The following is a 26,058-nucleotide window of genomic DNA, read 5'->3' as shown; positions in this document are numbered from 1 at the left end:
TCTGTATTTCTAAATTAATTCATTAATAGTGACACTTACCACACTCTAATCCACCGATCATTGCAGCTGTCATTTTCTCACCTTTTTTCAATTTCTCGTGAGCTTCAATCAATTGATCGTAATAAGCATTGTCCTTATTAACTTCAGTTGATTTGTGACAGTCCACACACCATTTCATGGTTAGTGGCGAGTATTGGTAAACTTCTTCCATATCCTGAATAGGACCGTGACATGTTTGACACTCTACACCTGCAACAACTACGTGTTGTGAGTGGTTGAAGTATGCAAAGTCAGGTAAGTTATGGATTCTAACCCATTCGATAGGTCTAGTGTTTGTTCCATAAGTTCTTGTATCTGGATTCCAGTCTACTGCACGGTATAATTTAGCAATCTCTGGTGAGATGTTTCCATCATAGTGATCTGAAGCTGTTACGGTGTTGTGACAGTTCATACACACATTAGCAGACGGAATAGAGGCATTTTTCGATTTAAATGCACCACCGTGACAGTACTGACATTCAATCTGGTTAACCCCAGCGTGAATTTGGTGTGAGAATTTAATCGGCTGAACTGGCTTGTAACCTTGGTGAACACCTACGTTCCACATAGTCTGCCATCCCATTACACCTAATAAACCAACCACCATTAAGACTACAAAACCTACTAACTTCTTGTTTTTCAAGAATGCCTTAGCAAATTTCGCAGAACTGCTTTCACCAACTTCTTCGTGTTTTGCTTGCGCCTCAGCAATTGCTGCTTGGTTGTTCGCAATAACACGCTCTAAAGTTTTTGTAACACGGTTCAAAGCAAAGATAACAGCAACAGCAACTACGAATAAAGCTACTAAGCCGATGATCATCATCGTATTAGCATCTGAACTTGCAGCCCCACCACCAGTTGCACCAGCAGCAGCTTTCTTTTCTTCCATCTTCACTTTCTCAGCATCCAAGTAAGCTACGATGTCTGCAATGTCGCCTTCAGATAAACTCGCAAATGGAGTCATCACTGTTGGAAACTCTGCTTTCAACGCTACAGCTTGCTCATCGCCAGAATCAATCATGCCCTGAGGGTTGTGAATCCATTTCACGATCCAGGCCATATCTCGACGCTCGGATAAGCCAATCAAATCTGGACCAACACCTTTTCTTCCCATAGTGTGACACGACTGACAGGCGTTAGCCTTGAATAGCGCAGCACCATTCGCAGCATCCTGCGCATGCGTGGTTGTAATAACGGCAAAAAACAATACCAAACTGATTGATATTGACTTCGCAAGTCTTCCCAAAACGGATGAGATATTTCTCATATTTAGCACTTTATACTATTTTATGTGTAATAATTAATTGTTGACTCTCTACTACTGGTACACAATACCGTACAAAACAATGCACAAAAGTATAACTTATTAAGCAATCCCTGACAATTTGATGACGTAATTTATCAATTTATAATCATTCTAAATAGGTTGCTCTAAATAGCCCCAAACGCTCGAAAAATAACATTAGCCTGATCTTTCTCCTCAAATTTTTTCTTAACTTAGTCTACTCATGAAAACAATATTTTGCATATTATTTACTTTCATTTTCTACGGTTGTGCACAGTCGCAACCGCCTAAATCTACTAAGCTTATGAACGACAGCAGCAAATATAACAGCCTTACCCCAGAAGAACAGTATGTCATCCTCCAAAAAGGCACCGAAAGGCCTTTTACTGGCGAACTATTAAACAACAAAGCCCAAGGGACTTATGTCTGCAAGCGCTGCGATGCCCCATTATACCTTTCCAAGGACAAATTTGAATCGCACTGTGGATGGCCAAGTTTTGATGATGAAATCAAAGGGGCCGTACGCAGAGAAACGGATGCTGATGGACGTAGAACGGAAATTTTATGCGCCAAATGTGGCGCTCACCTTGGCCATGTTTTCGAAGGTGAAGGCTTTACCGCCAAAAACACCAGACACTGCGTCAACTCTATTTCCATGAAATTTGTTCCTCTTGAGAAAAAATAATCAAGAACAAGGAAAAATTTAATTTAAAAATATTTAAAAGGACGAAACTCAATTCGTCCTTTTTTTGTCTCTAAAAATTATTGCAAGTAGTCAAACTTTAAAAATAGGATAAAATAAAAGCCATAATAACTGGATATTTTACAATACTCAATAATGAAGTCTTCTTGTATTTCAATACTAGATCTTTTGTCTATTGTCTGTTATCTAATCGTCTTTCTAAGGGGTTTTCTTCGAGACTCCTTCGGATCTCCTTCGGAACTCGTTCGGATCTTGTTCGGATCTCGTTCGGTTAGAAGCGAACGAGATCCGAACAAAATCCTATAAAGATCCAAGGAAATTCCGAGAGAATATCAAAAGAAAACCCAAGGAAACCCTAACCTAACACAAGGTTAAATAGAACAAAAGGATAAAAGAATAGCCCCGAAAGTGGAAGGGTTTGGTTCTTACCACCTTTTGGGGCTATGTATAAATTTTATGAAGAGAAATAGCTGTTCTCTTACTTATGTAAACGGATTAATTCGCTTAGCCGACTACTTCTTCTGGAATTCGAGATGAACCGCGGATTTGCAATTCACTTGGAATAACAATCTTTTGCAATTCTTTATTTTTCCCTTTGATCTCATTCAACAAGGTGTGAATCAATTCATTGGCAATAGCTGCAGTATCTTGCGTCACAACAGATATACCTGGTTCATACAAGCTGAATAGCGTGTGATCATCAAAAGCAACCATATGTGGCAATTCCATATTATATTGTTTCACCGACATTAGTCCTTTAATAGCCAGGTAATTGGTCGCAAACAATACCGCATCCAAATTATTGCTGTCTATGAAATCGTGCAATTGCTCGATTGAGGAATCTTCGTCCTCATCAATCTTGATTTTCTTAATGAATGCCTGTTGTTCAAAATCATCGATTGCTTTCATGTAACCATCTAAACGGTCGCGCATTTGGGTTTGGTTCGAGAATAACGAAACAAAACCAACACGCTTATTATTTGGGTTTTCCAATAGATGTTTAGTAGCATTAAAAGCGCCGTTGAAGTTATCCAGAACAACATAGTTGGTTTCTAGACTTGGAATGTACCGGTCAAATAAAACTACTGGAATATTGTTTTTCAGCAGGTTCTCTACGGTATCATCCAATCCTTCAGGAGGCGTAATAATATACCCATCTACTTGACGGTCATAGAACAATTGAATTAATTCCTTGGCTTTGGTCACGTCATTATCCATGCTACAATAGATGATGTGGTAGCCATTATCATAGGCAATTCGTTCAATAAATTTTGCTACATTCGAGAAAAAGGGATTGGAAATATCTTCGACGATCAGGCCCAATATCTTTGATTGACCAGTACGTAGACTTTGTGCCAATTGGTTAGGCTTATAACCAACCTTCTTAACATAGTCCAGTACTCGCTTGGTAAGTCCCTCGCTGATCCTTTTTTCTTTGGCTTTGCCATTTAAGATAAAGGATACGGTCGTTACGGAGACGCCCAGATTCTTGGCAATGTCACTGATCAAAATACGTTTCTTCATTTTTTTAGGTTAGCTGTTGATAGTTAAAATCTACCAAATATATAAAAACAGCTAAATTTTAGCAAATAAATGCTAAATAATTCGCTAAATAAAATGCTAAAAGGGTTTAAACGAATTAAAAATGTACATTTGTAATAAACAATTTTTAAACTTAGCATATATGATAACCTTAAACAAGCTGAAAGCCGCATCTATATTTTCAGTTTTAAGTCTGCTTTCTTTTCAAGGAAATACGCAAGAACTGACGAAATATGTAGATCCCTTTATCGGTACTGGGGGTCATGGACATACCTATCCTGGAGCTACCGTACCTTTCTCTCTGGTCCAATTGTCACCTGATAATGGAAAAGGCGGTTGGGACTGGGTCAGTGGTTACCACATAAGCGCAGACTCCATTGCCGGGTTTAGCCATATGCATTTGAGCGGAACCGGAATAGGCGATTGGTTGGACATTGCTATTATGCCACTAGTATCTCCTAAATATCAGCATCAGCTGGATACGCGCGTAAAATTTGACCATCAGAATGAGCAAGCAAGCCCAGGTTATTATACCGTAAAACTACAGAATGGCATTCAGGCCGAACTAACGGCAACGGAACGTGTGGGTTATCATCGTTATCAATTTCCCCAAGGTTCGGAAGCAACCATTCGTTTAGACCTTAACCATGCCTACAATTGGGACAAACCTACAAAAACTGCCATCCGCATCTTAAACGATAGCACAGCAGTTGGATATCGTTATTCAACAGGATGGGCGAATAAACAGCATGTTTATTTTGCTATTCGTTTCTCAAAACCATTTGCGAAATACTTGTTGAACGGTAATAAGACTATAGATAAGGATGTGGAATTGGAATTGAAGAAAGGCATGTTAGCAAGTTTAGCTCCCAATGCGCAATTCATCTTTGCTGATTCTAATCCGGTAGAATTAAAAGTTGCTTTATCGACTTCCAACGAAGAAAAAGCATTGGCAGCATTACAGGAGATTCCGAGTTGGAATTTTCAAGCTGTAAAAGCAAACGCGGAAGCAAAATGGGAAAAGGAACTAGGGAAAATCAAGGTGGTTTCTTCAGACGAGCGATTGAAGAAAATATTCTATTCGGCCTTGTATCATACGGCAGTATCCCCTACCCTTTATTCGGATCAAGATGGTGCTTACAAGAACTATAAGGGTGAGGTTCATAGCATGGCAAATGGCGGACAGCGTTATACTTTGTTTTCTCTTTGGGACACTTTCCGCGCCCTTAAGCCGCTATTTACCATTACTCAGGCAGATCGCTATACCGATATGCTCAACAGCATGTTGGCTTTTTACGATGAGAACGGACTATTGCCTGTTTGGGATTTAAGCACTTTTGAGACTAACACCATGACGGGCTACCACGCTATTCCTGTCTTAGCTGACGCTATTTTAAAGGATTGGCCAGGATTGGACCAAGAACGTGCATATAAAGCTATGCTAGGCAGTGCATTTCAGAAAATAAGGGAAGTACCGGCATATATCGAGTATGGTTATGTTCCTCAAGATGTAAATGGAGGATCCGTAACCAAAACATTGGAATATGCCTTTGATGATTACTGTATCTCCTTAGTTGCTAAAAAACTAGGCAAAACTGCGGATTACGAAGCTTTTACAAAAAGAGCTAAAAACTACCAGCATCATTTTGACCCTAAGAGTGGTTTCATGCGTGCAAAATTGAAGGACGGTTCATTCGTTGAGCCATTTGACCCTTTCTATTCCGAACATGATTTTGACAAGAGCCAATACATCGAGGGTAATGCTTGGCAACATTCTTTCTTCGTGCCACATGATGTACGCGGTTTAGCGAAGTTATTTCCTAAGAAAGATGGATTAGACAAGATGCTGGATAAATTATTTGCTGCACCTTCCTACATGACAGGTGAAAACAAATCGCCTGATGCGAGTGGATTCATCGGGCAATATGCTCATGGAAATGAACCAAGTCACCACATTGCATACATGTATAGCTATTTGGGCAAACCTTGGAAAACGCAGGAGAAAGTGCGTACCATCTTGGATTCCATGTATCATGATCGTCCAGATGGCTATGCCGGAAACGAAGATGCCGGTCAAATGAGTGCTTGGGCAGTATGGTCAATGATGGGCCTATACCCTGCTTCACCGGTAAATGGGGAATATGTATTTGGAAGCCCTTCATTGGACGGAGCACATATCAGTATGCCAAGTGGAAAAACCTTTAGCATCGTGGTGAAAAACAACGGCCCAAAGAATGTGTACATCAAATCGGTACGATTGGATGGCAAGATTTACGACAAATCATATATTCGCCATAGCGATATGTTGAAAGGAGGAACGCTAGAGTTCCTCATGTCGGACAAGCCCAACAAGAAATTTGGTAAGCATAAAAAGAATCAGCCAACTTCTATGGAAAATTAAACAATTCCTTCAATCTAACGTTTTGTCATAAAATACCCTTAGGTATGCATTTTGATAAATTAGGGAAAGGAGAAAAGAAAAATGACAGATTTTAACAACAACATTAACATAAAGGACATTCAAGACAACAATCCTGAGGATTTTTACAAAAACTTCAAGGAGAAATTAATCGACGTAGAGAATTTCCCTACGATCTACACCTTTAAATTCATCGTTAAAACCGATTCAGACAAAGGAGATCAAGTGAAAGCGCTTTTTACTCACCCGAGTGCTAAGTTCTCGGAGAAAGCTTCTTCCGGCGGAAAATATACATCGATATCGGTTGAGAACTTTGTAAACAATGCCGATGAGGTGATTGATTATTACAAAAAAGTCGCTGAAATTCATGACGTAATGATGTTATAACCAAAAAAGGGATGCCATTTTGGCATCCCTTTTTTGGTTAGTATTTAGTATTTAGTACAGAGTAGTTAGACCTATTGGCGGGATAGATTTTATGGAGCGTTAAAGCGGTCGAAGCATGCTTCGACCCTACAGTTAGGGACGTTTTAGGTTGTATTTTCCTCGTTATCGGTAGGGTCGATGCATGCATCGACCGCTAATAAATAATACCTAAAAACCTTATCTGGTGTCTGATGTCTATCATCTGTTATCTCAAACAATTATGGTGGAAATGGGATACGGAATATCGGTCGAAGCATGCTTCGACCCTACAGTTAGGGACTTTTTAGACTATATTTTCCACGTTATCGGTAGGGTCGATGCATGCATCGACCGCTAATATATAACACCTAAAAACCTTACATCTGGTGTCTGATGTCTATCATCTGTTATCTCAAACAAAAAAGTTTCTTCGGCTAGCCTCTGAATGACAAGGTCTTGAGGGGAGGGAACAAAGACTCTTCGCTTTGCTCTGAGTAATAAGTGACAGAAATGCCTTTACCAACATACCTATTAACACAGCTCATCACAACAAACATCACTTATCAATCCTCTCATGTCTCAAAATTCTTTCTCTGCGACATAGGTCTAACTACTAAATACTCACTACTATATACTAAAAAAGAGCGCCTCATCAGCGCTCTTTTTATTTCAACTATCCTTCTTTCGGTTTGTCTTCCTTAGGAGGTCTTGGCAATAAAGCTTTGCGGGAAAGCTTCAATTTACCTTGCTTGTCGATATCTAATAATTTAACGGTTACCATATCGCCTTCTTTGAATACACCGTCCATTGTTTCTAGACGTTTCCAGTCGATTTCAGAGATATGTAGCAATCCATCTTTACCTGGCATAATTTCAACGAATGCACCGAATGGCATAATCGTTTTCACTTTACCTTCGTATACTTCACCAATTTCTGGTTTAGCAGTGATGGCTTTGATACGTGCTAAAGCAGCATCAATAGACTCTTTGTTATCAGCGAAGATCTGTACAACACCTTTGTTATCCACTTCTTCGATAGAGATGGTTGCACCAGTTTCACGTTGCATTTCTTGGATGATTTTACCACCAGGTCCGATAACTGCACCAATGAATTCCTTATCAATGATGATTTGGATGATACGTGGAGCGTGTGGTTTGTAATCCTCACGTGGTTGAGTAATGGTTTTCGCCATTTCACCTAAGATATGAAGACGAGCTTCTTTCGCTTGGTCTAATGCTTGGGTTAATACTTCCCATTTCAAACCATTGATCTTTAAGTCCATCTGACATCCTACGATACCTTTCTCCGTACCTGTAACTTTAAAGTCCATATCACCTAAGTGATCTTCATCACCTAAGATATCCGAAAGAATAGCATACTTACCAGTTTTCTCATCAGTAATCAATCCCATTGCGATACCTGATACTGGAGCTTTGATTTTCACACCTGCATCCATTAATGCTAATGTACCAGCACAAACGGTAGCCATGGATGAAGAACCATTAGACTCTAGGATATCAGAAACAACGCGGATAGTGTATGGGTTATCCTCACTAGGAAGAACTTGCTTCAAGGAACGCATAGCCAAGTTACCGTGTCCTACTTCACGACGACCAGGACCTCTGTTAGGTCTAACTTCACCTGTAGAGAATGCTGGGAAATTGTAGTGTAATAAGAATTTGTTGTATCCGTGGAAGAAAGCACCATCAATCATTTGCTCATCATCCTTAGAACCTAAGGTTACAGATGTTAAGGATTGAGTTTCTCCACGTGTAAAGATTGCTGATCCGTGTGCTGCAGGCAAGTAATCTACTTCTGTCCAGATAGGACGTACCGTACGAACATCACGACCATCAAGACGAATCCCTTCGTCTAATACCAAGTTACGAACAGCATCATACTGTACATCATGGTAATATTTCTTCAATAAGAATGCAGTTTCATCATCAATCTCTTCACCTAAAGTTTCAAAGAATGCTTTTCCGATTTCTGCGAATTTCTCTGTACGGTCATGTTTAGAAGAACCCGATTTTGCTATAGCGTATACTTGATCATAAGTAGCGGCATAGATAGCATCACGCAATTCTGGGTTGCTAGGTTCGTGTTCAGCATTACGCTTTTCTTTAACACCTACTAGGTTAGCTAATTCCACCTGAGCAGCAACTTGTTTTTTGATCGCTTCGTGTGCAAAAGCAATTGCCTCTACCATTTCGGTTTCAGAAATCTCTTTACATTCACCTTCCACCATCACGATATCTTGTGCAGAGCCTGCAACGATAAACTCTAAGCTTGCATTTTCTAATGCAGATACAGTAGGGTTAATCACTAACTGACCATCTACTTTCGCTACACGAACTTCAGAGATAGGACCATTGAAAGGAATATCTGAAACCGCGATAGCAGCAGATGCAGCAAGACCTGCTAATGCATCAGGCATAATCTCTTTATCAGCAGAGATTAAAGAAACCATCACTTGTGTATCTGCGTGATAGGTATCTGGGAATAATGGACGTAAAGCACGGTCAATCAAACGAGAGATCAATACCTCATAGTCTGATAATCTTGCCTCACGACGTAAGAAACCACCAGGGATACGACCAGTTGCCGCATATTTCTCTTGATAATCTACCGATAAAGGAAGGAAATCTGTTCCTGGTTTAGGTTCTTTAGCAGAAACAACTGTTGCTAACAACATTGTAGCACCTTGTTTCAACACAACTGATCCATCAGCTTGTTTAGCTAATTTTCCAGTCGACAATTCAATAGGTGCTAATCCGCCACCCATTTCAATTGTTACTTTCTTTTCGTTATAACTCATTGTTTTTTCATTGTGATGCATTTGCGTCATTTGTCATGCATCAATTTATTTGACCTTTTTAATCCGCACAAAGGTAAATAAAATTTTATCTAATCGTATTGATGTACGTTTTTTTATAAGATAGGCATGAATTGGAAGGGGAGACAACAGATGGGAGACATTAGACCACAGACATTAGACGGGAGACAACAGACAGTGTCTTGTTTAACGGGCGATGCATGCATCGCCCCTACATGAAACGGAAAACACAAACCTAATACCTACATCTAATAGCGAAGCGGTCTCATATCTCATATCTAACAGCGTAGCGGTCTCACTTCACACAACAAAGCCTCAACAAAAATGCTGAGGCTTTGAAAATACTTTTTACTAAAAGCTTATTTGATAATATCACGTAGACCTAATGCTTTAATGATAGCACGGTATCTGTTAATATCTTTTTTGTACAGGTAAGCCAATAAAGAACGACGCTTACCTACTAACATTTGTAGGGAACGTTGTGTGTTAAAGTCTTTTCTGTTTTTTTTCAAATGCTCTGTTAAGTGAGCAATTCTTTTAGTGAATAAAGCTACTTGTCCTTCTGCAGAACCAGTGTTTGCTGCTGCACCTGCAAATTCTGCGAAGATATCAGCTTTGTACTCTTTACTTAAATACATTCTTGAATAATATTAAAGCGTTAAAAATTTAATTAATTGGATGCAAAGATAATGGCTTTCATCCAATTATGAAAATATATCTTTCTTTATCTTCCTTTTAAACCTTGATATAGATTTTCTTTTGGTCTAACCAGTAACAAATTGCCCACATAAATACTAGAAAACAAAGGGAGTAAGCAAATGAGCCCACTTCAGTTGGTCCAGGCAATTGTGCACATACATTTTTATAGAACCAAGCTAATGGACTGGTAAACAATTGCACACCTTCTGCAGACACACCATTAGGAATACGAATCAAAGCCAATGTTTTTGGCAATAGACCGCTTAATACAAAGATAAACAGTGGATTTTTACCAAATACATCAAAGAATTTGGTCAATGCATTCTTAACGCCTTGTACCTCGATATACCAGATCATGCCACCTATGGTCATAATACCCAGCCCTGTCGTGTATAATACATAGGAGCTTGTCCATATTTTCTTATTAATTGGGAAGCCCAAAGACCAAGTCCAAGCAAGAACTACTAAGATAAAGCCGGTTACAAACATACCGGATAACAATTTAAAATGAGGTTCATTTGATGCTGGCACTTTCGTCCATAACCAATCAACCTGTCCTTGCTTCTTAATAAATACACCTGCTAAATAACCGAACACAACTTGTATTACTGCTGGCAAAGCACTCATAAATCCTTCCGGATCAAATGGCACCCCCTCACCCTTGTACATATGCGCCACACCCAAAATTTGCTTGTCGATATCAGTACCAAACCAACCTTCTAAAGAATAAGGATCTCCAGTACCTAAGAATGCTGTTAAACCCCAATACCCTAAAAGGACCGCAGCAGATATATAAATCAATGTTCTAGGTTTAAAATAATAGGCCAATACGGATGCAAAGAAATAAGCTATGGCAATTCGTTGTAATACACCTAAAATACGTACGCCTTTTGTGGGATCAACAGAGCTTACCCACTCACGGAATTGCAATGCCCCATCAACCCATTGTACAAATGGAAACCAATTTAAGCCTAATCCAATTAAGAAAATCAAAATTGTTCTTTTGATTACTTTTCTCCAAAACACCCCATCCCCTGCTTCTTGCAATCGAGGGATTACAAATGACATGGCATTACCCACTGCGAACAGGAAAAATGGAAATACCAAATCCGTTGGAGTACATCCATGCCAAGGCGCATGTTTTAAAGGGGCAAACATGGAGGACCAAGTGCCCGGATTGTTCACCATGATCATCAAAGCTACGGTAGCTCCTCTGAACACATCTAAAGAATAATAACGTTGTTTCATATGGGTAATAATTAAAGCTAATGTACGGCTTTAAGCGCATAAATAAAACCATATAGTGCGGAAAGAGAAATTAAACACGCACAATAACGCATGTTTTATAGAATACATTACTAATCAATTAAGTAATGAAGCCAGACTTATTAAAAAAATTAAAAAGTATTTGTATGTTAAGATTATTTTAATTTAACTTTACCAAATCATTGTTAAAACGAATTAGCCTTGGAAAGCCTTAAATTATCGATACTTAAAAGTCTTTACTTTACAAAGCCGCAATCGATTGCAGACCTTAGTCAATCGGCTGGAAAGAGCATTCCAAATACTACAAGTGCAATTAATAGACTTATTGAGGCTAATTTAGTGGAGCAAGACGGTTTAGCACCATCAACTGGAGGACGTCGAGCAGCACAATTTATTTTAAATGCCAAAGCCCTTCCAAACATCGTCAGTGTTGCAATAGATCAGTTCTATTGCTCAGTTGTTGTTACAAACTTCAATAATGTTTATCAAACAGCGATAAAAACGCAACAGATCACCTTGAAAGATTCCAATGCTTTTGAACAGATTGTGGAATTAATTCAATCTGTTATTGCTGAAGCCAAGGATATTATTATTTACGCAGTAGGTTTAAGCATGCCTGGTTTTGTGGATAGTAATTTAGGGAAGAATTATTCCTACCCTATTGACTCTCCATTCTATAATTTACAATCTAACCTATCCAAACTAATAGATCTTCCTGTATTCATTGAGAATGATTCTTCGGCAATAGCAATTGCAGAACATCATTTTGGACAGGCAAAACTGGCAAAGAATGTTATGGTTGTCAATCTGAATTGGGGTGTAGGATTGGGGATGATTATTGACAATGAACTTTATCGAGGACATTCTGGTTATGCTGGTGAATTCAGTCATATCCCCCTCTCTAATTTAAATAAGTTATGCTCTTGTGGAAAAGTAGGCTGCCTGGAGGTAGAGGCTTCTTTATTAGCAGCTGTCGACATGGCAAAAGAACGATTAAAGGAACAAGCAGAATCCCAATTAAGTAAACCGTATCAAGAACAAGGCTACCTAACAGGAGATCAATTACTGACTGCTGCAAATAATGGAGATCAATTGGCCATTGAATGTGTGAGTCGTATTGGCTATATGTTAGGTAAGGGTATTTCGACCTTAATCCACATCATCAATCCAGAAATGGTTGTTATTTCTGGTCGAGGGGCAAAAGCAAAAGATGTCCTTAGCCCCCACATCAATGCGGCTATTTTAGAGTTTACCATTCATCGCCTATCTAAAAATGTTAAAATCAAATTCAGTAAAACTGAACACATACAACTATTAGGCTCTACATGCATTTGTATTGCTAGAGCGGATAAAACCATTTATAAATCACAATTAAAGACTGTTTTATAAACCTTAAAAAAAAAAGAACAATACAATCAGGAACAAAATCACAATTAATAGAAATTATTTACCAAAAATCAGTTTAAAAAATGAGCAAACTTTACGCTAAAAGCTGCAGTATAGTGCTTGTCATGCTATTGAGCATTTCGACACTATTTGCACAGCAGACTGTTACAGGACGAGTAACAGATGCAAACGGTCCTGTTGCGGGCGTTAGTGTGACTGTAGCAGGCACCACCCGTGCTACACAAACCAATACGACTGGACAATACAGCATTCAAGCTAACAATGGTGAAAAGCTACGATTTACCATTATTGGTTATAGTTCCCAAGAAATCACCGTTTCTGGAACTTCACACAATGTAACCTTGAGTCAAGATGAAAGTAATATTGATGAAGTAGTGGTGACGGCAATGGGTGTAAAACGCGAAAAGAGATCTTTAGGATATTCTTTCCAAGAGGTTCAAGGAACAGCATTAACTGATGCTAGAGAGAATAACATTGCCAACGCTTTAAGTGGTAAGGTCTCTAACTTGCAAGTTATGAAAAGTTCAGGAGGTCCTGCTTCATCGTCTAAAATCATTTTAAGGGGTTTTAATTCATTAACTGGGGATAACCAACCATTAATCGTTGTGGACGGAGTACCTATGGATAACTTCGTAGGAGCATCAAACAATGACTTCTGGAACCCAACAGCGGATATGGGAGGTGGTCTTGGAGACTTAAACCCTGAGGATATCGAAAGTATGTCGGTATTAAAAGGTGGTGCAGCTTCTGCATTATATGGTTCTCGCGCGTCTAATGGTGTTATCTTGATTACAACCAAATCTGGTAAACAGAAAGATGGCGTTGGTATTTCCTACTCCACTATCACTGGTATGGAAAACATCTTTATGCTACCTGAATTGCAGAGTGAATTCTCTCAAGGTGCAGGTGGTATTTATGGCAAACAAGCTGGTACTTCGTGGGGTGAAAAAATTACAGGTCAGGAAGTAGAAACTTGGGACGGAAAGAAAATAAATTTGAAAGCATATGATAACATGCAGAATTTCTTCCAAACTGGATTTAATACAACTCAAAACATCAACTTCCAACAAGCGATTTCTGACAAAGTAAACCTTTACTCCTCAGCAACTTATCTTCATGACAACAGTAAAACTCCTGGCATGAAGCTAAATCGTTTAAATCTAATCAACCGTGTTAATGCTAAGTTTGGAGAAAGAAACCAATGGTCAACGGATGTAAAAGTACAATACATGAAAAACATGGCGTACAACCGTGCAGTTGGTGGACAGAACGATGGTAACTATTATGCACAGTTACTTTTATTCCCAAGATCTTTAGACATTACGCAATTCAGCACAGGAATGGATGAGCTTGGGGTTAACCAAACTTGGTATGTAGATCCTACAGAAGCTCCAGTAAACCCTTATTGGGCTATTCATAACAAGCTAAGCAACGATACACGTGATCGTTATTTGATGAATGCTACTGTAAAATATGATTTCAATAGCTGGTTAAGTGCTGATGTTCGCTTCGGAACAGACAACTACAACACCAAATATGAAAGCAAAACATATACAGGAAGTAAAATCAACAACTCTTACGGTACAGGTGTAGATAAATTCTATGAGAACAACTACATCGCAAATATTACTGCAAGAAAAGACAATATCGTAGGCAAATGGGGAGGTTCATTAGCTTTATATGGTCAAATCATGGAATCGAACAGAAACTCCATTCATGCTTCTGCTGGAAACTTAAGAGTACCTAACTTATTCACTTTAGGAAACAATATTGGTAATCCTGGCATTACGGAGTCTATCCATAAAAAACAAATCAACTCACTTTACGCGAGCTTAGACTTAAATTACAGCAATTACTGGTATATCACTTTGACTGCTAGAAATGACTGGACTTCAACATTACACCCAGATAATAACAGTTATTTTTACCCTTCAATAAGTTCATCATTGATCGTATCGGATTTGGTTAATTCAAATGGTCAAATGCCTTCTTGGTTTAGCTTTGCAAAGATCAGAGCTTCTTATGCTCAAACTGGTCGTGATATGGATCCATACCAATTGTACAATACTTTCTCAGTTGGAAATGACCCTAATAATCACACCACAGCAAGTAAAGGAAATACTTTATTTGACCCTAGTGTAGTTAATGAATTGCAAAAGAGTTTTGAGGCTGGTTTTGAAACTAGATTCTTCCAAGATCGTTTAGGAATTGACTTTGCATACTATAAAACGAATTCTACCAATCAGCTTTTAAGCATTCCATTAAATAACTTATCTGGATACCAATTCTTTATGGCGAATGCAGGTAATATTCAAAACGAAGGTTTTGAAGCTGTTATTAACGCTAGCGTTTTTAGAGATACTCCATTTAAATGGAACATAGTTGCTAATTTCTCTAAAAACAACAACGAAATCTTAGAATTAACGGATGATGTAAATCGTTTAAAGCTAGGTGGATTTGATGATGTTCAAGTATTTGCAGAAAAAGGCAAGAACTACGGTGCTATTTACGGTACTAAATTCCTTCGTGTTGAGGATGAAACGTCAGAACACTATGGTAAATTAATTTTAAGTTCTCAAACAGGTCTTCCATCGAAAGCAGCAGGAGAGCCAGTTTACCTAGGCGATCAAACTGCACGTGCATTAGTAGGCTTAACCAACTCGTTCATGTACAAGAACTTTGGATTAAGCTTCCAGATTGATGGTCGTTTTGGTGGTAAATTCTTTGCGGGTACACACCGTGCAATCCAATTAAACGGTACTTCAGCGGAGACAGTTGTCAATGGAGATCGTAAGCCTTTCGTAGTAGACGGTGTTGTTTCAAACAATGGAGCTTATGAAATCAATAAACAAGAGGTTACTCCAGAAAATTATTGGACAGCAGTTGCAGGTACTGGAAACTTGGGTATTACAGAACACAACTTATTAAGTGCGACTAATATTCGTGTCAGAAATGTGATGTTAAATTACAGCCTTCCACAATCCGTATTAGGCAACTCTGTTGTTAAAAATGCGAAAATCGGATTCTCTGTAAACAACGTGTTGATGTTGAAGAGTTATGGTAAAGGTGTAGATCCAGAATCTACTTTTGCTATCAATTCCAATGCAACTGGTTTTGAATACCTTTCATTCCCAACATCAAGATCTTATTTCTTAAACATTTCTGTAGGTTTTTAATTAGACAATCATGAAAAATATAATTTCAAAAATAACACTTGCTTTACTAATTGGGGGCATCACTGTTTCCTGTAGTAAATTTGAGGCACTAAATTCAGATCCTACGAAAGCGAGTGAGGATCAGGTAAAACCTGAATACTTTTTAAACAATTCCATTATCGGTGCACAACAAGATCCACATGTTGGTGAGCGTGTATTCGTTTATTATTGGAAATCTGCATCGAGACAAAATTATGCCAACGTATTAAATATAGGATCGGATGATGATTCATTTAATGCTGATTATTGGCGATATATTTCAGAATGGTTAAACAATGCCAACTCAGCAATTGATATTACAGATTTGCATGCTGAAAAAGGCTTAACCAAGCCGTATCATGAAAATGTGAAGCAAGTTGCTCGTATTTGGAGAGCATACTTGATGAGTGAGCTTACAGATAATTTCGGCCCTGCTCCTATTCAATCATTTCAAGGTAAAAACCCTGAGTTCAACACGGTAAAGGATGTTTACTACTACCTATTGGAAGAACTTAAAGATGCAAGCTCAAAAATCAACACTACAGTTGATGGCAGTGAGGTGAAAGATTATGACGCGGCATATGGTTTCAATTGGGATAACTGGATTCGTTATGCTAACTCTATGAGAATGCGTCTTGCGATGCGTCTTTCTGAAGTAGATGTGAACAAGGCTAAATCAGAATTTGAGGCAGCGGTGGCAACCAATAAATTTATTGAAAGCAGCGCTCAGAACTTCGGGGTTCAAGAAAAAGATGGTTGGGATCCTTTGACTGGTGTTATGTCCAGATCTTGGAATGCACAAATCCTTTCGGCTACTATGAACAACTTATATATTGGCTTAGGTGGTGTAAAAACAGAAACACAATTCTCCAGTGCTGCGATTAAAGCAAAGGTTAAACCTGAGAATGACATGGGTATCCGTTATCTACAACATTTCTCCACCATGTCCAATGACCCATCTCAAGGTTATTTATTAGATGGTTTACCTAATAAAATGGACCCAAGAGCTTATAAAGCATTCTTTATTCCAGGAAACACATCAGACCCACAATATTGGTCAGCAGCAAGTAACCAAACAGCTAATATTAAGGTTTCTGACTCCCAAACCGATACGTACAACATGACCAATACTTGGAATGCATTCAGTACAGGTACATGGGGTGGAAAAGCTTCCAACATTGTTGTAAGAGGTCAGAACGGTCGTTTACCTGGTATGATTAACAGATTTAGAACGAGTAAGGAGAAACGTCTATTCTTTGCTTCTTGGGAATCTTATTTCCTAATCGCAGAAGCAGCTTTAAGAGGCTGGGCGACTCCTATGAGTGATAAAGCAGCTTATGAAAGAGGAATTAAAGATAACTTCGAATATTGGGGTGCATCTCAGTTCCTAACAGAATATTTAGCTTCATCGAACTACAGTCGCGTAGGTACTTCTGTTAATTACGATCATATTACTGAACCTGGAGCCACATTTACAGCCACTTATAAAGACGCTTATACTGGAGCAACAGGAACAACACAAATTGCTTATCCAAGTAATACGATTTATAAAAATGGTGCAGTTAAGAATGATAAATTAACGAAAATCATTACGCAGAAGTATCTTGCTTCTTTCCCTTATTTGGCATTAGAAGCTTGGAATGACCACCGTCGTTTGGGTTTACCATTCTTTGAAAACCCAGCAGTGGAGCAACCAATAGCAACAATACCTCAATTAACTGCAGCTAATTACACTAAAAATCAAGTTAACTTTTTCCCGCAAAGATTGAGATACCCATCTTCTTTCCGTACAGCCGATCAAGCTAACTATGATAAAGCAGTTTCCATGTTAGGTGGTGAAGATAATCTATTCACTCCATTATGGTGGGCAAAGAAAAATTAAAAGTATAGGTTGATTATAGAAAAGATTCTCGTAGGACTCGCTCCTACGGGAATTCTTTTTTATAGCCCTTCCAATTATAAAACCGCAGTTTTTCAGTAAACTTGTATTCAAGCATAATCCTTATGACAAAAATGTTTAAACTAGCCGATATCAAAATTCTAATACTTTCACTTATTCTGCTATTCACGCAATTCCAGTTATTTGCTCAATCTGAACATAAAGAAGATAAAGCGCAATGGCTAGAAGATGCCCGCTTTGGCATGTTCATACATTGGGGGCTATACAGTGCCACAGAAGGAATCTGGAAGGGTGAGCGCTTAAGACATCCGAACAACTATGCTGAATGGATTCGCTATAGAAACCGCATCGGGGAAGCGGAATATGGAACATTAGCTAAGCGCTTTGACTGGTCAAAGATCAATCCGGAGGAATGGGTCTTATTAGCAAAAAAAGCTGGTATGAAATATATTATCATCACCTCCAAACACCATGATGGTGTGGCGATATGGGATAGCAAGGTCAGTGACTATTCCTTACCGAAATTAAGTGGTATCAAACGTGATGTCATTAAGGAAATTGCCGAAGCATGTAAGAAACACGACATTAAGCTTTGTTTTTATTATTCACATTGGATCGACTGGCAGCATCCCTATGCCTGGAATCATAACCAAGAAGTAACTGGGCGAGTTACAGATGAGCAATACGACCAATATTGGCAAGAGAAGGTCATCCCACAAGTCAGGGAATTGCTAACCAACTATGGTGATGTGGCTATGATGTGGTTTGATATGTGGATTCCTTATCAAAAAAGCATCATCAAGAAAGAACAACTTGAACAATTGGCCAACCTTATTCATGACTTACAACCCAATTGTTTAATCAACTCGCGTTTGGGTTTACCGATTGAAAACGAGCATGTGGATTTCGAGACCTTAGGTGATAACCAATTCGGTACAGCCTATACAGACCATGTGTGGGAGACTCCTGGTACAATAGCACACTCTTGGGGATTCAATGCCTTGGAGAATGAATGGAAATCAAATAGCCAGCTCTTTCAATCCTTGATCAACAACATCAGCTTAAATGGTTCTTATACCCTAAATATTGGTCCTCGAGCAGATGGTTCGGTTCCTTATGAAGGTATTGAACGATTAGAGAACATGGGAAAATGGCTAAGCAAGTACGGTGAAGCTGTATACAACAACCAAGGCATCAACATTCGTGCTTCGCAGCATGATTGGGGTAAAATGACCCGTAATAAACTCAATAAAGCTGTTTACTTACATGTGTATAATTGGCCATTGGATAAGATCCTTCGTGTAACTGGGATTAATAGCAAGCCTAAATCAGTAGAACTGCTGACCTCCAATGGTAAAAAACAAGCATTGAAATTTCAGCAATGGGGACCTGTTATGCACATACAATGCCCTGATCAAGCCGCAGATCCTTATGTATCTGTTATCAAGTTGACCTTTGACAACTTCCAATTAAACAATGAAGTCGTTGCAGAATCTACATTTGGCGGCTTTGCATTGAATGCCAAAAACACCATCAGCAAGAACTTGGAGATTAAAGAATTTGACGGCACACGTCCAGATCACATCAAGCTGCAAGCAAAGCAGAAAGTACAATGGAAAGTATTTATCCCTCAATCCGGAAAATACACTCTTGAAGCTTCCTTACATAACCCACAAAAGGAAAATGTGCGATTAACTATAAATGCCAATGGAAAAACCTACCAAGCAATCGCCAAGCCTAATGGCAAAGTAACAGTAGAACCCAATGAAAATTGGTATGTAGAGGAATTCCTTGATATCCCAATTGGACAATTAGACATCAATACCCCACAAGAAATCCTAGTTGAAATGGAAAGTAGTGAGGCTATTTTGTTTAATAAAATAGTATTTAGTAATTAGTATATTGAGTATAAAGACCTGTGGCGTCTAACCATAGTTTCTAGTAATAAAAAACGTGCAAAATAATATTTTGCACGTTTTTTATTGAGTTATAGGTCTAACTACTAAATACTTACTACTATATACTAAATAGCTGCCGTCTTCTCTTTCAACCAAGCTTGTTCTTCTGGGCTTAGGTGACTGGATAGCTGCTCGTATACCCAAGCGTTGTAGTTATTCAACCATGTAATATGTTTTTCTTCTAAAAGCGATTTATCCACTAAATCTGTAGCGATATAACAGATGGTTAATGTTTCAAAATTCATGAAATCGCCGAAGTAGTTGCTTTCAACTGCTTGTGTTAATACCAAATTCTCAATACGGATACCATATTTTCCTTCGCGGTATAAACCAGGTTCGATGGAGGTAATCATTCCCTCTTCAATCATGATATCTACTGCTGCCATATTGAACACCTGAGGACCTTCATGCACATTTAAGAAGAAACCAACACCGTGGCCAGTACCATGTCCATAATTACGTAAAGTCTCCCAAAGTGGGCGTCTGGTAATGGCATCGATGGAATATCCACGAGTTCCTTTAGGGAAGATCGCCATAGACCCTTCGATAGTACCTTTCAATACTAAGGTATAATCAGCACGTTCTTCATCTTGAATATTACCTAAGGATATTACACGGGTAATATCGGTCGTTCCATCTTGATATTGACCACCAGAATCTACCAATAATAAACCCTCCGGTTTTAATGTCGAATTACTGCTTTCCGTAGCTTTATAATGTGGTAATGCCCCATGTTCTTTGTATCCAGCAATTGTATCAAAGGAAATGTCAACAAAACCTTCTGAAGCAGCTCTTAATCCTTGTAGGTGTTCTGCAATGGAAATCTCTGATAATTCTCCGCTAGCAACTTCCTCCTCTACCCATTTGAAAAATTTGGTTAAAGCAACACCATCTTTCACCATAGCGTTGCGCGTATGGGAAGCTTCCACATTATTTTTCACCGCTTTCAATATAGTCGATGGATTCATGTCTTCAACTAGATCAACTGATTCTTTCACTGAATCATAAATTGAAAAACAGGTTTTCTTAGGATCCAATAAGATTCGGCCATCCTTAATATTAGCCACCGCATCAAATGCTTTTTCGTAAGACGCTACTTCTACTCCTGCTTTGTTTAAAGCTTGAATATCATCAGCAGATAATTTACCATCACCGATGAACAAGGTGTTTTTATCTGGTTGGATTAGGAAGAATCCTAATACTACAGGATTACAATGTACATCATTACCACGGATATTTAGCAACCAAGCTAAATCATCCAATGAAGAAACCAAATGAGCGTCGATACGTTTATCAGCCAATCTAGCTTTCACTGCCTCAATTTTGGAAGTAGTGGATTGACCAGTGGTGGACTCATCGATTAAATAAGCTTTCTCAGCAGGTAATGCTGGACGGTTTTCCCAAATAGGTTCTAGTAAATCCAAATGACCATTCACTTTAATTCCCAATGGCAGCAATTCTGCTTGTACCGCTTGTGCTACAGCTACTGCTGCTAAATTACCATCGAATGCTACTGTATCGCCTTTTTTAAGGTTCTTAGCAAGCCAAGTTGCATATTCTGGTCGACCTTGAACTTGCAATTTCACCAGTTCAAATCCGGTACCTTCCAACTGTTCATTAGCCTGAACAAAGTAACGTGAATCGGTCCAAAGACCAGCGAAATCCGCTGTTATCACCAATGTACCAGCAGAACCTGTAAATCCTGAAGTCCAAGCGATACATTTGTATCGATCCGGTAAGTACTCGCTAATATGTGGATCAGAGGAAGGGATAATATAGCCATCTACAGCCTTTTCTTTCATCTCCTGACGGATGGAAGCTAATTTTTCGATGTATTTCATTGTTTATTTTTTAAGAATTCGTGCAAGTTATAAAAAGTCTCTTAATTAATGCATTACCATAATCACAGAATTGAAATTTTACAATTTAAATGCACATTATGTCCTCTAGATTACGATATTTGCTAGCTATGAGAAGAATTCTTTCTTTTTTGACGTTTGCAACCATTTTGTGTCTGCTTAGCAGCCCATCCTTGTTTGCACAGAACAGTAAACCGAAAATCCAAGCTGCCTTTCAGCAATTCCTGAAAAACCCTGCTTTAGCTAATGGATTGGGATCACTAACCGTTATCAATGCGAAGACCGGTGAGCTGGTATTTGAAGGGAATAACAAGGTTGGTATGCCTACGGCATCTACCTTGAAAGTCATTACTTCCATTACAGCGCTAGACCTTCTTGGCCCTGACTTCAGTTTTGCCACTAAACTTTATGTCTCCGGAGATATTGATTCTTTGGGCACATTAAATGGCGACATCATTATTGAAGGAACTGGAGACCCTACCTTAGGCAGCGATCGCTATCCACAAACAAAACCCGAGCTGATATTAGCTAAATGGAAAGAAGCGATCCTTAGCTTAGGTATCAAGCAAATCGCGGGTAGCATTATTGCCAACGACCAACTCTATAAGGGATATGATGTTCCTGGAACATGGATGTGGACAGATATTGGTAATTACTACGGTGCTGGTGTATCGGCATTAAATTGGAAGGAAAATAAACTAGGCATCAAATTCAATCCGGGAAAACCGGGGCAAGAAGCTAGATTATTAGACCAAGCAGGCAACCCTAGCTATAGACTTATTAATGACGTGAAAACAGGATCTGTTGGTTCGGGTGATAATGTTTACGCCTATTCAGCTCCATATTCGGAAATAGTGTACTTGCGAGGTACCTATGGTAGCGACTTGAAAAAGATTATTGAAATCTCTGTTCCTGACCCTGCTTTAGACTTGGCCTATGATCTTTCCCGTGTTCTGGAACAAGATTCCATTCTTGTAATGGATACTATAATCACGTATCAAAGACTGATAAATTCCAATCCACAATACCAAATTCCAGGCAACAAGAAGCTCATCCATACGATACAATCCCCAAAACTGATAGAGATTGTTCATTGGTTCAATCAAAAGAGCATTAACTTATACGGGGAGACTTTGCTGAAGGTAATCGGTGGAATCTCTGCCAACAAAACCAATACAGCAGAGGCTGCTTCGATGGTTTCTAAGTACTGGCAGACCAAGCTAAAGATCCCAACCAGTGAAATCAATACCTATGACGGTTCAGGATTATCTCCACAAAACCGAGTAACCACAAACGCCATTGCCCAGATCATGCAATATGCCAAGGGAAGAAATTGGTATGCTGACTTTTTAAAATCATTACCTACGATCAATGGGACGAGCATGAAAAGCGGCACGATTGGTGGGGCATTAGGATATACCGGTTATCAGAAATCCGCTGATGGCCAAGAATACAGCTTTTCCCTTTTAGTGAATAACTATCAGGGATCCAGCACAGCCATGAGACAGGCTATGTTCAAATTATTAGATGCATTAAAATAGAATCACCCTTTTGGGGTTGTTTCGACATATATAAGTATAAACTACAATTGTAATGAGTAACATCAACAGAAAAAAAGACGCTTTAAATTACCATGCTATGGGGCGTCCAGGAAAGATTGCCGTCGTTCCTACAAAACCACACAGTACACAGAGAGATTTAACTTTAGCCTATTCTCCGGGAGTTGCTGAGCCTTGTTTGGCTATTGCAGAGAACAGTGAGGATGCTTATAAATATACCGCAAAAGGAAACCTAGTAGCCGTTATCAGTAATGGTACAGCTGTATTAGGTTTAGGAGATATTGGTGCACAAGCTGGTAAGCCAGTGATGGAAGGTAAAGGTCTTTTATTTAAGATCTTCGCTGATATCGATGTATTTGACATCGAATTAGACACTAAGAATGTAGACGAGTTTGTCAATATCGTGAAGGCTTTAGAGCCTACTTTTGGTGGGGTGAACTTAGAAGATATCAAAGCACCTGAGTGTTTTGAAATTGAACGTCGTCTTAAAGCCGAGATGAACATCCCGGTGATGCATGATGACCAACACGGTACTGCTATTATTTCTGGCGCTGCAGTAATCAATGCCTGTGAGTTATTAGGAAAGAACATTGCAGATGTGAAAATCGTAGTAAATGGTGCTGGTGCAGCTGCTATTTCCTGTACAGCAATGTATGTTGCTGTAGGTGCAAGGAAAGAAAACATTGTGATGTTAGATAGTAAAGGGGTTATCCGTAAAGACCGTGATAACTTAGATGCTACTAAAACAGAATGGGCTACTGACCGCGACATTCATACCTTAGCAGATGCAGTTAAAGATTCAGATGTATTCATCGGACTTTCAAAAGCAGATGTATTAACACCGGATATGCTAAACACTATGGCTGAAAATCCGATTGTATTAGCGATGGCAAATCCTAATCCAGAGATTGATTACGAATTGGCATTAGCTACTCGTAAAGATATCATCATGGGCACAGGACGTTCAGATTATCCTAACCAAGTAAATAATGTATTGGGATTCCCATACATCTTCCGTGGTGCATTAGATGTTCGTGCAACAGCTATCAATGAAGCTATGAAGATTGCTGCCGTTCGTGCAATTGCTGAATTAGCAAAACAAAATGTTCCTGAAGAAGTAAATATCGCGTACAACCAAAGCAATATCCGTTTCGGAAGAGATTATGTAATTCCTAAACCAACCGATCCACGTTTGATTACAGAAGTATCTATCGCGGTTGCTAAAGCAGCAGTAGAATCAGGTGTTGCCCGTAAAAACATCGAAGATTGGGATGCTTACCGTGAAGAATTACACAAACGTCTTGGTAAAGATGATCGTTTAATCCGTAACCTAGCAGCTAAAGCAAAAACAAATCCTAAGCGTGTTGTATTTGCGGAAGCAGATAATACCAAAACTTTAAGAGCAGCTCAGATTGTTAAAGAAGAAGGAATTGCAAAACCAATCCTTTTAGGTAATAAAGAAAAAATCCAAGGCATTATCCAAGAATATGGTTTTGAATTGGATGGTGTAGAGATTATTGACCCACAAGCAGAAACTAAAACAGAACGTTTCGAGAAATATGTGGATCATTTATATGCTAAAAGACAGCGTCGTGGCATCAATAAATTAGATTCTAGAAAATTGATGACCAACAGAAACTACTTCGCTGCAAGTATGGTAGAGTTCGGTGAAGCAGATACCTTAATTTCAGGCTTGACCCGCAACTATGCATCTACTATTCGTCCTGCCTTACAGGTGATTGGTGCTAAACCAGGAAGCCGTGTAGCTGGTATGTATATCATGATGACTAAAAAAGGACCTCTTTTCTTCGGTGATACTACTGTAAACGAGAATCCAAATGCACAGGAGCTTGCTGATATTACCGTATTGTTGGATTCAGCTGTAAAACGCTTCAACATCAAGCCGCGTATCGCCATGTTATCTTATTCAAACTTCGGTTCGAATGAAGGAACTATTTCTGACAAGGTGCGTGGTGCAGTTAAAATCTTACATGGAGAACACCCAGAGATTGTGGTTGATGGAGAAATCCAAGCAAACTTTGCTTTAAACTCAGAAATGTTGGCTGCAAACTTCCCATTCTCGACTTTAAATGGTGAAGCAGCAAATACCTTAGTATTCCCTAACTTAGAGTCTGGAAACATTGCTTACAAACTTTTACAAGAAGTAGGAAATGCGGAAGCAGTAGGTCCAATCTTATTGGGAATGAATAAACCGGTACACGTATTGCAATTAGACAGCTCTGTTCGTGAAATCGTAAATATGGTAACTATTGCCGTAGTAGATGCGATTGAACATGAAAAAGCGGCTAATGCCAATGCATAATTTTAGATATGTACGAATATTTTAAAGGAAAACTTGTATTTAAAGCCCCTACTCACGTCATTTTAGAAGTGGGTGGGATAGGCTATTATCTGCACATTTCTTTGACGACTTTCAGTCAGATCAAGGATATGGAGGAATGTAAACTGTTTGCGTCTTTTCAAGTTCGGGAAGATTCACAAACTTTATATGGTTTTGCTACAGAAGCGGAGCGCCATTTATTTGAGCACCTGATTTCTGTATCCGGCATTGGTCCGAATACAGGTAGAATGATGCTTTCTTCCATTACCCCAGAGGAAATACAACAAGCCATTATTGCTGGTCAAGTGAATGTTATCCAGAAGATCAAGGGAATTGGACCAAAGACAGCACAGCGTGTTATTTTGGAACTTCAGGACAAATTGAAAAAACAAGGACCTGATGCCTTGATACCTTTACCGATCAGCAAATCATCGGCTATTGAAGAAGCATTGACTGCACTAGTCATGCTTGGATTTGCCAAACCAGCAGCAGATAAGGCACTACAAGCCATTCATGCAAGCGATCCTGAACAAAGTGTCGAACAACTTATTAAAGCCGCTCTGAAGCGCTTATAATCAAAAAAGTCGGAAAGCAATTTCCGACTTTTTTATTGACATAACCTAGACCAAACAGGTGTTATAACATA

16 protein-coding genes are annotated in these 26,058 nt (G+C 39.0%); 10 read left to right on the top strand and 6 right to left on the bottom strand.

The window, feature by feature from the left end; translation table 11 throughout:
* Positions 1–22 precede the first annotated feature (22 nt).
* Complete coding sequence (locus ACP6L2_RS08700; protein ID WP_440508846.1) at positions 23–1,306, bottom strand: cytochrome c3 family protein; 1,284 nt, start codon at positions 1,304–1,306, stop codon at positions 23–25.
* Positions 1,307–1,547: 241 nt separating this feature from the next.
* On the opposite strand from ACP6L2_RS08700, the gene ACP6L2_RS08695 reads away from it, so the two are divergent.
* Positions 1,548–2,009, top strand: a complete 462-nt coding sequence (locus ACP6L2_RS08695; protein ID WP_344673224.1) for a methionine-R-sulfoxide reductase — start codon at positions 1,548–1,550, stop codon at positions 2,007–2,009.
* 522 nt (positions 2,010–2,531) lie between these two features.
* On the opposite strand, the gene ACP6L2_RS08690 is transcribed toward ACP6L2_RS08695, so the two are convergent.
* On the bottom strand, positions 2,532–3,551 hold the full coding sequence (locus ACP6L2_RS08690) for a LacI family DNA-binding transcriptional regulator (RefSeq protein WP_440508845.1): 1,020 nt from the start codon (positions 3,549–3,551) through the stop codon (positions 2,532–2,534).
* A 160-nt stretch (positions 3,552–3,711) separates the two neighbouring features.
* On the opposite strand from ACP6L2_RS08690, the gene ACP6L2_RS08685 reads away from it, so the two are divergent.
* Together ACP6L2_RS08685 and ACP6L2_RS08680 are read left to right on the top strand one after the other, a co-directional pair.
* Positions 3,712–5,970, top strand: a complete 2,259-nt coding sequence (locus ACP6L2_RS08685; RefSeq protein WP_440508844.1) for a GH92 family glycosyl hydrolase — start codon at positions 3,712–3,714, stop codon at positions 5,968–5,970.
* Between the two features lie 81 nt (positions 5,971–6,051).
* A complete protein-coding gene (locus ACP6L2_RS08680) occupies positions 6,052–6,375 on the top strand; it encodes a DUF493 domain-containing protein (protein ID WP_440508843.1) in 324 nt (107 codons plus the stop codon).
* A 691-nt stretch (positions 6,376–7,066) separates the two neighbouring features.
* Here the strand turns inward: ACP6L2_RS08680 and pnp are convergent.
* From pnp to ACP6L2_RS08665, 3 genes are all read right to left on the bottom strand, one after another.
* The gene (gene pnp, locus ACP6L2_RS08675; protein WP_440508842.1) at positions 7,067–9,211 is read right to left on the bottom strand and encodes a polyribonucleotide nucleotidyltransferase; all 2,145 of its coding nucleotides are present in this window, start codon (positions 9,209–9,211) and stop codon (positions 7,067–7,069) included.
* A gap of 377 nt (positions 9,212–9,588) precedes the next feature.
* Positions 9,589–9,867 carry a 30S ribosomal protein S15 gene (rpsO, locus tag ACP6L2_RS08670; protein ID WP_189625276.1) on the bottom strand — a complete coding sequence of 93 codons (279 nt, stop codon included), beginning with the start codon at positions 9,865–9,867 and terminating at the stop codon, positions 9,589–9,591.
* Between the two features lie 97 nt (positions 9,868–9,964).
* The gene (locus ACP6L2_RS08665; protein WP_440508841.1) at positions 9,965–11,176 is read right to left on the bottom strand and encodes an acyltransferase family protein; all 1,212 of its coding nucleotides are present in this window, start codon (positions 11,174–11,176) and stop codon (positions 9,965–9,967) included.
* A gap of 219 nt (positions 11,177–11,395) precedes the next feature.
* On the opposite strand from ACP6L2_RS08665, the gene ACP6L2_RS08660 reads away from it, so the two are divergent.
* The 4 genes from ACP6L2_RS08660 (at position 11,396) to ACP6L2_RS08645 (ending at position 19,593) form a co-directional block, all read left to right on the top strand.
* The gene (locus ACP6L2_RS08660; protein WP_440508840.1) at positions 11,396–12,583 is read left to right on the top strand and encodes an ROK family transcriptional regulator; all 1,188 of its coding nucleotides are present in this window, start codon (positions 11,396–11,398) and stop codon (positions 12,581–12,583) included.
* 80 nt (positions 12,584–12,663) lie between these two features.
* Positions 12,664–15,777, top strand: coding sequence for a SusC/RagA family TonB-linked outer membrane protein (locus tag ACP6L2_RS08655; RefSeq protein ID WP_440508839.1), 3,114 nt, complete (start codon positions 12,664–12,666; stop codon positions 15,775–15,777).
* A gap of 10 nt (positions 15,778–15,787) precedes the next feature.
* A complete protein-coding gene (locus ACP6L2_RS08650) occupies positions 15,788–17,677 on the top strand; it encodes a SusD/RagB family nutrient-binding outer membrane lipoprotein (protein ID WP_440508838.1) in 1,890 nt (629 codons plus the stop codon).
* Between the two features lie 122 nt (positions 17,678–17,799).
* Positions 17,800–19,593 carry an alpha-L-fucosidase gene (locus tag ACP6L2_RS08645; RefSeq protein ID WP_440508837.1) on the top strand — a complete coding sequence of 598 codons (1,794 nt, stop codon included), beginning with the start codon at positions 17,800–17,802 and terminating at the stop codon, positions 19,591–19,593.
* Between the two features lie 125 nt (positions 19,594–19,718).
* Here the strand turns inward: ACP6L2_RS08645 and ACP6L2_RS08640 are convergent, their stop codons facing one another.
* Positions 19,719–21,494, bottom strand: a complete 1,776-nt coding sequence (locus tag ACP6L2_RS08640) for an aminopeptidase P family protein (protein WP_440508836.1) — start codon at positions 21,492–21,494, stop codon at positions 19,719–19,721.
* 128 nt (positions 21,495–21,622) lie between these two features.
* On the opposite strand from ACP6L2_RS08640, the gene dacB reads away from it, so the two are divergent.
* From dacB to ruvA, 3 genes are read left to right on the top strand one after another with little or no spacing between them, the layout of a single operon-like run.
* Complete coding sequence (gene dacB, locus ACP6L2_RS08635) at positions 21,623–23,053, top strand: D-alanyl-D-alanine carboxypeptidase/D-alanyl-D-alanine endopeptidase (RefSeq protein ID WP_440508835.1); 1,431 nt, start codon at positions 21,623–21,625, stop codon at positions 23,051–23,053.
* Between the two features lie 52 nt (positions 23,054–23,105).
* Positions 23,106–25,394: an NADP-dependent malic enzyme gene (locus ACP6L2_RS08630; protein ID WP_440508834.1), complete on the top strand. Its 2,289-nt coding sequence runs from the start codon at positions 23,106–23,108 to the stop codon at positions 25,392–25,394.
* A gap of 8 nt (positions 25,395–25,402) precedes the next feature.
* Positions 25,403–25,987, top strand: coding sequence for a Holliday junction branch migration protein RuvA (ruvA, locus tag ACP6L2_RS08625; RefSeq protein ID WP_440508833.1), 585 nt, complete (start codon positions 25,403–25,405; stop codon positions 25,985–25,987).
* Positions 25,988–26,058: the final 71 nt, after the last annotated feature.

This window comes from Sphingobacterium lactis (genome assembly GCF_051951495.1).
Lineage (GTDB): Bacteria > Bacteroidota > Bacteroidia > Sphingobacteriales > Sphingobacteriaceae > Sphingobacterium > Sphingobacterium lactis_A.
This window is presented reverse-complemented; position numbering and strand designations above follow the sequence as displayed.